The sequence below is a fragment of the Bacteroidales bacterium genome, from assembly GCA_016707785.1.
Classification (GTDB): domain Bacteria; phylum Bacteroidota; class Bacteroidia; order Bacteroidales; family UBA4417; genus UBA4417.
Window position 1 is genome coordinate 1 of record JADJGZ010000054.1, and the last position, 12,187, is coordinate 12,187.

Here is a 12,187-nt window from a genome sequence, read left to right on the forward strand (position 1 = left end):
CCCAACCGTGGGTACTGGCGCATGGTCGGTCGTTTCAGGTCCATTTGATACTTTCAGTGACAATACCTACGTCCTGATGCTGCTTTCACCGCTGATGCTTATGGAACATATGTACTGCAATGGTCAGTTTCTAACGGTACACTGCACAGCTTCAGCCGCTGATGTGACCGTTAACCACTACCAGGGCTCCTACACGCTGCTGTGTAGGTGATGACCAGAACCATTGCCTTCACTTTACCTCGACTAGTTTAGGTGGCAACACCCCGGTTGGTGGAACAGGTGCTTGGTCGGTAGTGTCGGAAGTGGAACTTCGGTACATTCCCCCCTCCCACACCAGGTAATTCAAGCTACGTTGCAAACGGTTATGCCAACCTATGTGCCTACGAGATGGACTATATCAAACGGTACATGTGCTGCTTCAACCGATGATATCACCGTTACCTTCTACCAGGCTCCGACCACTGCTACAGTCGGTGCTGGTCAGAATCCTATCCGGTACTTGCCCTCAAATGTCTGCAGGTCTTGGCGGCATGCCCAACTACTGTGGGTACAGGTGCATAGTCGTTGTATCAGGTTTGACTGGTGCTTTCCTCAAGCACTGCCACCATACCAAATCTTCCACATTCACTGCCAATGCCGCAATTAACATGTTCTTCACTGGACTATCTCCAATGGTGTCTGGCATCAACCCCAAATAGTGTGAACGTTACATTCTTGATCCTGTTGTTTCAAACGCAGTGCTGCTCAGAACCTCTGCAACGTTACCAATACTACTCTCGCGGTAAGTTGATCCTACTCAAGTAGCCAGGTCTCTGGACACTTGTCTCAGGCCCTAACACCCTGGCCATCACTACCCCCGACAGGATACAACTCCACCGTTACCTCAATGGTTCCGGTGGCATATGTATTCAAGTGGACCATCTCTAACGGTGTCTGCACTCCTTCAGAAAGCACGGTTACCATCACCAACTACTACTCCTACTACGCATCTAGTCGGTGCTGACCAGAACCTTTAGGGGTACCCTCGGCAGCCAACTCTGCTGGTCTTGGTGCAAACACACCAGCCAACGGTACAAGGTGCATGGTCGATCGTATCAGGTGGTACTGGTACTTTCTCCAGGCTGCTAATGCTACCCCTTCACTGCTGATGCTTACGGTGTATGTGCTTCGCTGGACTATCTCAAACGGTGTTTGCGCTGCTTCAACCGATGATGTTACCGTTACCTATTACGAAAGTCCTACCACTGCTACAGTGGGTGCCAAAGCAGAATGTTCTGCTTACTCAAATGTATCGCGGGTCTTGTTGCCAATCCCCAACCGTGGGTACTGGTGCGGTCGGTCGTTTCAGGTGGTACAGGTACTTTCAGTGACAATAGCGATCCTGATGCTACCTTCACTGCCGATGCTTACGGAACTTATGGCCTGCGCTGGTCAGTTTCTAACGGTACCTGCACAGCTTCAACCGCTGATGTTACCGTGAACTTCTCCCAGGCTCTACCACTGCTTCTGGGTGGTGCTGACCAGAACCATTGCGCCACTTACTCTCTAACAGTTTAGGTGGAAACACCCCGGTTGTAGGAACGGGTGCTTGGTCAATCGTGTCAGGTGGAACCGGAACATTTACTGCTCCGACTTCAGGAAATTCAAACTTCGTTGCCAACGGTTATGCAACCTATGTACTGCGCTGGACAATCTCCAACGGTACATGTGCTGCTTCAACCGATGATATCACCGTTACCTTCCTACAGGCTCCAACCACTGCTATGCAGTCGGTGCTGACCAGAGCCTCTGCGGTACCCTCATATCTGCAGGTCTTGGCGGCAATACCCCAACCGTGGGTGCAGGTGCATGGTCTATCGTATCAGGTGGTACAGGTGCTTTTGATGATAATACTGATCCAAATGCAACCTTCACTGCTTATGCATACGGTGCTTATGTACTAAGGTGGACTATCTCCAACGGTGTATGCACAGCATCAACCGCTGATATGAACGTTACATTCTTTGCCAGTCCTGTTGTTTCAAACGCAGGCCCTGCTCAGAACCTCTGTGACGTTACCAATACTACTTCTCGCAGGTATGATCCTACTCCAGTACAGGTCTCTGGACGCTTGTCTCAGGTACTAACACCTTGGCCATCACTACCCGACAGCATACAACTCCCCGTTACCTCGATGGTTCCCGGTGTATATGTATTCAAGTGGACAATCTCAAACGGTGTCTGCCTCCTTCAGAAAGCACTGTTACCCATCTTAACTACGCTACACCTACAACTGCTCTTCCGGTGCTGACCAGAACCTTTGCGGTACCCTCGTATCTGCTGGTCTTGGTGCAACACACCAGCTAACGGAACAGGTGCATGGTCTATCGTATCAGGTGGTACTGGTACTTTCTCCTGTGCTGCTGCTGCACGCTGCAACATTCACTAGCCGATGCTTACGGTATATGCGTCTTCGCTGGACTATCTCAAACGGCGTTTGCGCTGCTTCAACCGGATGATGTTTACCGTTACCTATTACGAAAGTCCTACCACTGCTGCACGGTGGGTGCCAACCAGAATGTCTGCGCTTCACTCAATCCGGTCTTGGTGCCTATCCCAACCGTGGGTACTGGTGCATGGTCAGTCGTTTCAGGTGGTACAGAACTATTCAGTGACCAATACCGATCCTGATGCTACTTTCACTGCCGATGCTTTTGGAACTTATGTTCTGCGCTGGTCAGTTTCTAACGGTACATGCACAGCTTCAACCGCTGATGTGACCGTGAACTACTACAGGCTCCTACCACTCGCTGTAGGTGCTGACCAGAACCATTGCCTACACCCTACTTACCAGTTTAGGTGGAAACAACCGGTTGCAGGTACAGGTGCCTGGTCAATCGTGTCAGGTGGAACCGGAACATTCACTGCTCCGACCAGGAAATTTCAAACTTCGTTGCCAACGGTTATGCAACCTATGTACTGCGCTGGACGATATCAACCGGTACATGTGCTGCTTCAACCGATGATATCACCGTTACCTTCTACCAGGCTCCGACCACTGCCTACGGTCGGCGCTGACCAGAGCCTCTGCGGTACCCTCGAATCTGCAGGTCTTGGCGGCAATACCCCAACTGTGGGTACAGGTGCATGGTCTATCGTATCAGGTGGTACAGGTGCTTTCTCAAGCACTGCTGCTGCAAATGCAACCTTCACTGCTGATGCATACGGTGCTTATGTACTAAGGTGGACTATCTCCAATGGTGTATGCACCGCTTCAACTGCTGATGTTACCGTTACATTCTTTGCCAGTCCTGTTGTTTCAAACGCAGGTCCTGCTCAGAACCTCTGCAACGTTACCAATACAACTCTCGCAGGTAATGATCCTACTCCGGGTACAGGTCTCTGGACTCTTGTCTCAGGTCCTAACACCCCGGCCATCACTACCCCGACAGCATACAACTCCACCGTTACCTCGATGGTTCCTGGTGTATATGTATTCAAGTGGACCATTTCAAACGGTGTCTGCACTCCTTCAGAAAGCACTGTTACCATCACCAACTACGCTACTCCTACCACTGCTCTTGCCGGTGCTGACCAGAACCTTTGCGGTACCCTCGTATCTGGCTGGTCTTGGTGCAAACACACCAGCTAACGGTACAGGTGCATGGTCTATCGTATCAGGTGGTACAGGTACTTTCTCCAGTGCTGCTGCTGCTAATGCTACATTCACTGCTGATGCTTACGGTGTATACGTGCTTCGCTGGACTATCTCAAACGGCGTTTGCGCTGCTTCAACCGATGATGTTACCGTTACCTATTACGAAAGTCCTACTACTGCCACCGTGGGTGCCAACCAGAATATTTGCGCTTCACTCGAATCTGCAGGTCTTGGTGCCAATACCCCAACCGTGGGTACTGGTGCATGGTCAGTCGTTTCAGGTGGTACTGGAACATTCAGTGACAATACCGATCCTGATGCTACCTTCACTGCTGATGCTTACGGAACTTATGTACTGCGCTGGTCAGTTTCTAACGGTACCTGCACAGCTTCAACCGCTGATGTTACCGTTAACTACTACCAGGCTCCTACCACTGCTTCTGTAGGTGCTGACCAGAACCATTGCGCTACACTTACCTCTACCAGTTTAGGTGGAAACACCCCGGTTGTCGGTACGGGTGCTTGGTCAATCGTGTCAGGTGGAACTGGAACATTTACTGCTCCGACTTCAGGAAATTCAAACTTCGTTGCAAACGGTTATGCAACCTATGTACTGAGATGGACAATCTCCAACGGTACATGTGCTGCTTCAACCGATGATATCACCGTTACCTTCTACCAGGCTCCTACCACTGCTACAGTCGGTGCTGACCAGAGCCTATGCGGTACCCTCGAATCTGCAGGTCTTGGTGGCAAAATACCCCAACCGTGGGCACAGGGCATGGTCGATTGTATCAGGTGGTACAGGTGCTTTTGATGATAATACTGATCCAAATGCAGTATTCACTGCTGATGCATATGGTGCCTATGTACTGCGCTGGACTATCTCCAACGGCGTTTGCACCGCTTCAACTGCTGATGTTACCGTTACATTCTTTGCCAGTCCTGTTGTTTCAAACGCAGGTGCTGCTCAGAACCTCTGCAACGTTACCAATACTACTCTCGCAGGTAATGATCCTACTCCGGGTACAGGTCTCTGGACTCTTGTCTCAGGTCCTAACACCCCGGCCATCACTACCCCGACAGCATACAACTCCACCGTTACCTCGATGGTTCCGGGTGTATATGTATTCAAATGGACAATCTCAAACGGTGTCTGCACTCCTTCAGAAAGCACGGTTACCATCACCAACTACGCTACACCTACAACTGCTCTTTGCCGGTGCTGACCAGAACCTTTGCGGTACCCTCGTATCTGCTGGTCTTGGTGCAAACACACCAGCTAACGGAACAGGTGCATGGTCGATCGTATCAGGTGGTACTGGTACTTTCTCCAGTGCTGCTGCTGCTAATGCTACATTCACTGCTGATGCTTACGGTGTATACGTGCTTCGCTGGACTATCTCAAACGGTGTATGCGCCGCTTCAACCGATGATGTTACCGTTACCTATTATGAAAGTCCTACTACTGCCACCGTGGGTGCCAACCAGAATATTTGCGCTTCACTCGAATCTGCAGGTCTTGGTGCCAATACCCCAACCGTGGGTACTGGTGCATGGTCAGTCGTTTCAGGTGGTACAGGTACTTTCAGTGACAATACCGATCCTGATGCTACTTTCACTGCTGATGCTTATGGAACTTATGTACTGCGCTGGTCAGTTTCTAACGGTACATGCACAGCTTCAACCGCTGATGTTACCGTGAACTACTACCAGGCTCCTACCACTGCTTCTGTGGGTGCTGACCAGAACCATTGCGCTACACTTACCTCTACCAGTTTAGGTGGAAACACCCCGGTTGTAGGAACAGGTGCTTGGTCAATCGTGTCAGGTGGAACCGGAACATTTACTGCTCCGACTTCAGGAAATTCAAACTTCGTTGCAAACGGTTATGCAACCTATGTACTGAGATGGACTATATCAAACGGTACATGTGCTGCTTCAACCGATGATATCACCGTTACCTTCTACCAGGCTCCGACCACTGCTACAGTCGGTGCTGATCAGAGCCTCTGCGGTACCCTCGTATCTGCAGGTCTTGGTGGCAATACCCCAACTGTGGGTACAGGTGCATGGTCGATTGTATCAGGTGGTACAGGTGCTTTTGATGATAATACTGATCCAAATGCAGTATTCACTGCTGATGCATATGGTGCCTATGTACTGCGCTGGACTATCTCCAATGGCGTGTGCACAGCATCAACTGATGATATGAACGTTACATTCTTTGAAAGTCCTGTTGTTTCAAACGCAGGTGCTGCTCAGAACCTCTGCAACGTTACCAATACTACTCTCGCAGGTAATGATCCTACTCCGGGTACAGGTCTCTGGACACTTGTCTCAGGTCCTAACACCCCGGCCATCACTACCCCGACAGCATACAACTCCACCGTTACCTCGATGGTTCCTGGTGTATATGTATTCAAGTGGACAATCTCAAACGGTGTCTGCACTCCTTCAGAAAGCACTGTTACCATCACCAACTACGCTACACCTACAACTGCTCTTGCCGGTGCTGACCAGAACCTTTGCGGTACCCTCGTATCTGCAGGTCTTGGTGCAAACACACCAGCCAACGGAACAGGTGCATGGTCGATCGTATCAGGTGGTACAGGTACTTTCTCCAGTGCTGCTGCTGCAAATGCTACATTCACTGCTGATGCTTACGGTGTATACGTGCTTCGCTGGACTATCTCAAACGGCGTTTGCGCTGCTTCAACCGATGATGTTACCGTTACCTATTACGAAAGTCCTACTACTGCCACTGTTGGTGCCAACCAGAATGTCTGCGCTTCACTCGAATCAGCCGGTCTTGGTGCCAATACCCCAACCGTGGGTACTGGTGCATGGTCAGTCGTTTCAGGTGGAACTGGAACATTCAGTGACAATACCGATCCTGATGCTACTTTCACTGCCGATGCTTATGGAACTTATGTACTGCGCTGGTCGATAACAAACGGTACATGTACTCCTTCAGCAGCAAATGTTACTGTTGCATTCTTTGAAGCAATTACTTCGAATGCAGGCTCAGATCAGAATCTATGCAATGCATCCTTCACCTTCCTGGTTGGAAATACACCAGCGAGCGGATCCGGAGCCTGGTCATTTATCTCAGGTCCAAATACGCCGACCTTATTCCCACCAGTTGGTGCAACAGCAATTGCAAATGGATTGATAGCAAGCTCGACACCATATGTGTTCAGGTATACAGTTACCAATGGTGTATGCACCAGTACGGATGATGTTGTGATTACCAATTACTACACTCCAACTCCTGCATGGGCAGGCGCTGACCAGTCAATTTGTGGTGCAACACCAGCAACTGCAACTATGGCTGCTAATACCCCGGTATACGGAACTGGTACATGGACACAGGAAAGCGGAGTAGCTGCTACCATCACAACACCTGGCAGTCCTACAACAACCATCACTGGTCTGCTCACCGGAACCTATGTATTCCGCTGGACAATTGCCAATGGTCCATGCCAGTCATCCTCTGATTTAGTACAGATCTCCGTTGGTTCACCTGCTACAGCAAATGCAGGAGTTGACCAGACTATTTGTGAAGGTTCAACTGCAACAATGAATGCTTCCGCCAGCGGTTATACCAGTCTGCACTGGACAACCACAGGCACAGGTACTTTCAACAACAGCAGTTTACTCAATCCTGTTTACACGCCAAGTTTAAGTGATATCGCCAATGGTTCTGTTATCCTGACACTCACAGCCTCTTCAGGTGCAATTTGTCCGGATGTAACCGACCAGATGACTATCACAATAAACAAGGCCCCGATCGCAGATGCTGGTCCAGATGCAACTATTTGCCAGGGAAGCACCTATACAGTAAGCGGAGCCTCGGCTTCATATTACTCAAGCATCCTCTGGACAAGTTCAGGAACAGGTGTTCTTTCAGATGAAGCAACCCTCACTCCGACCTATACCCCGGCATTGGGAGAAACAGGTACAATTACCTTAACACTGACTGCAAATCCAAATGCAGGTTGTGCTACCGCTACAACTTCAACGATGGTCATCACTATTAATCCTGCTGCTACAGTTTCTGCAGGTGCTGATGCCACCATCTGTGAGACCGGTTCATATACCCTGGCTGGTTCGGCCGTTGCAAATGCAACGACCCTACTGTGGTCAACTTCAGGTACAGGTACTTTCAATAACATATCTGCTCTGCATCCGATCTATACACCTAGTGCTGCCGATATCACTGCCGGTGCTGTTACCCTCACCATTACTGCCACTCCAGCTGCTCCTTGCACTGCTGTCAGTGATGCTATGGTGCTCAACATCAACCGTCAGGCTACCGTTAATGCCGGCGCTGATGCTACCATCTGTGAAAGTGGTACCTATACATTGGTAAATGCAGTCGCTGCGAATGCAACGACCCTGCAATGGGCTACCTCAGGTACAGGTACTTTCGATGATGCTACAACCCTCAACCCGGTTTATACTCCTAGTGTGGCCGATATCACTGCAGGTTCAGTGACCCTGACCATCACAGCCTCATCCGCTGCTCCTTGTTCAGATGCTACTGATGCAATGGTGCTCAACATCAACAGTCAGGCTACTGTTAACGCCGGCGCTGATGCTACCATCTGCGAGACTGCTGGTTCATATACTCTGGCAGGTGCGGCCGCTACGAATGCAACGACCCTACTGTGGACTACCTCAGGTACTGGTACATTCAACAATGCAACCACTCTCAACCCTGTTTACACTCCAAGTGCTGCTGATATTGCTGCCGGCTCCGTAACCCTTACCATCACAGCCTCATCCGCTGCTCCTTGTGTAAGTGCTTCCGATGCAATGGTGCTCGATATCTCACGCCAGGCTGTGGTTAACGCCGGTGCTGACGAATCAATCTGTGAAGGTTCAATATATACAGTAGCAGGTGCAACTGCTTCATATTACTCAAGTATCCTCTGGACAAGTTCAGGAACAGGTGTTCTTTCAGATGAAACAACCCTTACCCCGACCTATACTGCGGTGAAACAGGTGTGATCCCCTCACCTCACCTGCTACCCGATGCCCTTGTACTGACGCCACTGATCAGATGACAACCATCACCTGCCGCTACAGTTTTGCAGGTGCTGATGCTACCATCTGTGAGACCGGTTCATATACCCTGGCTGGTTCGGCCGTGCAAATGCAACGCCCTGCTGTGGTCAACCTCAGGTACAGGTACTTCAATAACATACTGCTCTGCATCCGATCTATACACCTGTGCTGCCGATATCACTGCCGGTGCTGTTACCCTCACCATTACTGCAACTCCAGCTGCTCCTTGCACTGCTGTCAGTGATGCTATGGTTCTTAACATCAACCGCCAGGCTACCGTTAATGCAGGTGCTGATGCATCAATCTGTGAAGGTTCTGCCTATACAGTAGCAGGTGCAACTGCTTCATATTACTCAAGCATCCTCTGGACTAGTTCAGGAACAGGTGTTCTTTCAGATGAAACAACCCTTACCCCGACCTATACTCCTGCAGCCGGTGAAACAGGTGTGATCACTCTCACCCTCACTGCTACTTCCGATGCTCCTTGTACTGACGCAACCGATCAGATGACAATTACCATCACTCCTGCTGCTACAGTATCTGCAGGTGCTGATGCTACCATCTGTGAAACAGGTTCATATACCCTGGCTGGTTCGGCCGTTGCAAATGCAACGACCCTACTGTGGTCAACTTCTGGTACTGGTACTTTCAATAACATCTCTGCACTGCATCCGATCTATACACCTAGTGCTGCCGATATCACTGCCGGTGCTGTTACCCTCACCATTACCGCTACACCAGCTGCTCCTTGCACTGCTGTCAGTGATGCTATGGTTCTTAACATCAACCGTCAGGCTACCGTTAATGCAGGTGCCGATGCTACCATCTGTGAAAGTGGTACTTATACATTGGTAAATGCAGTCGCTGCGAATGCAACGACCCTGCAATGGGCTACTTCAGGTACTGGTACATTCGATGATGCTACTGCTCTCAACCCGGTTTATACTCCAAGTGTGGCCGATATCACTGCAGGTTCAGTGACCCTGACCATCACAGCCTCATCCGCTGCTCCTTGTTCAGATGCTACTGATGCAATGGTGCTCAACATCAACGGTCAGGCTACTGTTAACGCCGGCGCTGATGCTACCATCTGCGAGACTGCTGGTTCATACACACTGGCAGGTGCGGCCGCTACGAATGCAACGTCCCTGCTGTGGACTACCTCAGGTACTGGTACATTCAACAATGCAACCACTCTCAACCCGGTTTACACTCCAAGTGCTGCTGATATTGCTGCCGGTACCGTAACCCTTACCATCACAGCTTCATCCGCTGCTCCTTGTGTAAGTGCTTCCGATGCAATGGTTCTCAATATCTCACGCCAGGCTGTGGTTAATGCTGGTGCTGATGCATCAATCTGTGAAGGTTCTGCCTATACAGTATCAGGTGCTACCGCAACCTATGCTACCGCATACCTCTGGACTAGTTCAGGAACAGGTGTTCTTTCTGATGAAGCAACCCTCACTCCGACCTATACCCCGGCAGCCGGTGAAACAGGTGTGATCACCCTCACACTCACTGCCACCTCAACAAGTCCATGCGTGGATGCAACCGATCAGATGACTATTACCATCACTCCTGCTGCTACTGTTAGCGCCGGTGCTGATGCTACCATCTGTGAAACCGGTTCGTATACCCTGGCTGGATCGGTCGTTGCGAATGCAACGACCCTACTGTGGTCTACTTCAGGTACAGGTACTTTCAATAACATATCTGCTCTGCATCCGATCTATACACCTAGTGCTGCCGATATCACTGCCGGTGCTGTTACCCTCACCATTACTGCTACACCAGCTGCTCCTTGCACTGCTGTCAGTGATGCTATGGTGCTCAACATCAACCGTCAGGCTACAGTTAATGCAGGTGCCGATGCTACCATCTGTGAAAGTGGTACTTATACATTGGTAAATGCAGTCGCTGCGAATGCAACGACCCTGCAATGGGCTACCTCAGGTACAGGTACTTTCGATGATGCTACAACCCTCAACCCGGTTTATACTCCTAGTGTGGCCGATATCACCGCAGGTTCTGTTACCCTGACCATCACAGCCTCATCCGCTGCTCCTTGTTCAGATGCTACCGATGCTATGGTGCTCAATATCAATAGTCAGGCTACTGTTAACGCCGGCGCTGATGCTACCATCTGCGAGACTGCTGGTTCATATACTCTGGCAGGTGCGGCCGCTACGAATGAAACGTCCCTGCTGTGGACTACCTCAGGTACTGGTACATTCAACAATGCAACTACACTCAACCCTGTTTACACCCAAGTGCTGCTGATATTGCTGCCGGCTCCGTAACCCTTACCATCACAGCCTCATCCGCTGCTCCTTGTGTAAGTGCTTCCGATGCAATGGTGCTCGATATCTCACGCCAGGCTGTGGTTAATGCTGGTGCTGATGCTACAATCTGTGAAGGTTCTGCCTATACAGTATCCGGTGCTACTGCTTCATATTACTCAAGTATCCTCTGGACAAGTTCAGGAACAGGTGTTCTTTCAGATGAAACAACCCTTACCCCGACCTATACTCCTGCAGCCGGTGAAACAGGTGTGATCACCCTCACCCTCACTGCTACTTCCGATGCTCCTTGTACTGACGCCACCGATCAGATGACCATTACCATCACTCCTGCTGCTACAGTTTCTGCAGGTGCTGATGCTACCATCTGTGAGACCGGTTCATATACCCTGGCTGGTTCGGCCGTTGCAAATGCAACGACCCTACTGTGGTCAACTTCTGGTACAGGTACTTTCAATAACATGACTGCTCTGCATCCGATCTATACTCCTTCGGCTGCCGATATCACTGCAGGTGCTGTGACCCTTACCATTACTGCTATGCCAGCTGCTCCTTGCACTGCTGTCAGTAATGCTATGGTGCTCAACATCAACCGTCAGGCTACCGTTAATGCAGGTGCTGATGCTACCATCTGTGAAAGTGGTACCTATACATTGGTAAATGCAGTCGCTGCGAATGCAACGACCCTGCAATGGGCTACTTCAGGTACTGGTACATTCGATGATGCTACTGCTCTCAACCCGGTTTATACTCCAAGTGTGGCCGATATCACCGCAGGTTCAGTTACCCTGACCATCACAGCTTCATCCGCTGCTCCTTGTTCAGATGCTACTGATGCAATGGTGCTCAACATCAACGGTCAGGCTACTGTTAACGCCGGCGCTGATGCTACCATCTGCGAGACTGCAGGTTCATATACCCTCTCAGGTGCGGCCGTCACGAATGCAACGACCCTGCTGTGGACTACCTCTGGTACTGGTACATTTAATAATGCAACAACCCTTAACCCGGTTTACACTCCAAGTGCTGCGGATATTGCTGCCGGTACCGTGACACTTACCATCACAGCTTCATCTGCTGCTCCTTGTGTAAGTGCTTCCGATGCAATGGTTCTCAATATCTCACGCCAGGCTGTGGTTAATGCAGGTGCTGATGCCACCATCTGTGAAGGTTCAAC

General features: G+C 50.3%; 12 protein-coding genes. All 12 read left to right on the top strand.

Translation table 11 applies throughout. The features are described 5' to 3' along the window. A partial coding sequence (locus tag IPH84_18290; GenBank protein ID MBK7175117.1) for a hypothetical protein occupies positions 1–211 on the top strand: 211 nt, incomplete at its 5' end. 153 nt (positions 212–364) lie between these two features. Then, positions 365–646: a hypothetical protein gene (locus tag IPH84_18295; GenBank protein MBK7175118.1), complete on the top strand. Its 282-nt coding sequence runs from the start codon at positions 365–367 to the stop codon at positions 644–646. Positions 647–820: 174 nt separating this feature from the next. Continuing rightward, complete coding sequence (locus tag IPH84_18300) at positions 821–1,003, top strand: hypothetical protein (GenBank protein ID MBK7175119.1); 183 nt, start codon at positions 821–823, stop codon at positions 1,001–1,003. A gap of 78 nt (positions 1,004–1,081) precedes the next feature. Next, entirely contained in the window at positions 1,082–1,480 is a 399-nt protein-coding gene (locus tag IPH84_18305) for a hypothetical protein (protein ID MBK7175120.1), read from the top strand. 49 nt (positions 1,481–1,529) lie between these two features. Beyond that, a complete protein-coding gene (locus IPH84_18310) occupies positions 1,530–1,943 on the top strand; it encodes a hypothetical protein (GenBank protein MBK7175121.1) in 414 nt (137 codons plus the stop codon). Then, positions 1,835–2,290, top strand: coding sequence for a hypothetical protein (locus tag IPH84_18315; GenBank protein MBK7175122.1), 456 nt, complete (start codon positions 1,835–1,837; stop codon positions 2,288–2,290). Before IPH84_18310 ends, IPH84_18315 begins: the two co-directional genes overlap by 109 nt. Before the next feature lie 141 nt (positions 2,291–2,431). Next, on the top strand, positions 2,432–3,631 hold the full coding sequence (locus IPH84_18320; GenBank protein ID MBK7175123.1) for a hypothetical protein: 1,200 nt from the start codon (positions 2,432–2,434) through the stop codon (positions 3,629–3,631). Further along, complete coding sequence (locus IPH84_18325; protein ID MBK7175124.1) at positions 3,567–4,454, top strand: hypothetical protein; 888 nt, start codon at positions 3,567–3,569, stop codon at positions 4,452–4,454. The genes IPH84_18320 and IPH84_18325 overlap by 65 nt, the downstream gene beginning before the upstream one ends. Further along, the gene (locus tag IPH84_18330; GenBank protein MBK7175125.1) at positions 4,387–4,866 is read left to right on the top strand and encodes a hypothetical protein; all 480 of its coding nucleotides are present in this window, start codon (positions 4,387–4,389) and stop codon (positions 4,864–4,866) included. Before IPH84_18325 ends, IPH84_18330 begins: the two co-directional genes overlap by 68 nt. Next, on the top strand, positions 4,790–8,653 hold the full coding sequence (locus IPH84_18335) for a hypothetical protein (GenBank protein MBK7175126.1): 3,864 nt from the start codon (positions 4,790–4,792) through the stop codon (positions 8,651–8,653). The genes IPH84_18330 and IPH84_18335 overlap by 77 nt, the downstream gene beginning before the upstream one ends. Before the next feature lie 92 nt (positions 8,654–8,745). Continuing rightward, a complete protein-coding gene (locus tag IPH84_18340) occupies positions 8,746–11,010 on the top strand; it encodes a hypothetical protein (GenBank protein MBK7175127.1) in 2,265 nt (754 codons plus the stop codon). Continuing rightward, positions 10,917–12,187: hypothetical protein (locus IPH84_18345; GenBank protein ID MBK7175128.1), on the top strand; the 1,271-nt coding region annotated here is incomplete at its 3' end. The genes IPH84_18340 and IPH84_18345, both read left to right, overlap by 94 nt.

Coding starts and splice junctions, on each gene's coding strand:
- IPH84_18295 (MBK7175118.1), top strand. CDS start 365: ATGCCAACCTATGTGCCTACGAGATGGACTATATCAAACGGTACATGT.
- IPH84_18305 (MBK7175120.1), top strand. CDS start 1,082: ATGGTCGATCGTATCAGGTGGTACTGGTACTTTCTCCAGGCTGCTAAT.
- IPH84_18320 (MBK7175123.1), top strand. CDS start 2,432: ATGCTTACGGTATATGCGTCTTCGCTGGACTATCTCAAACGGCGTTTG.
- IPH84_18340 (MBK7175127.1), top strand. CDS start 8,746: ATGCTACCATCTGTGAGACCGGTTCATATACCCTGGCTGGTTCGGCCG.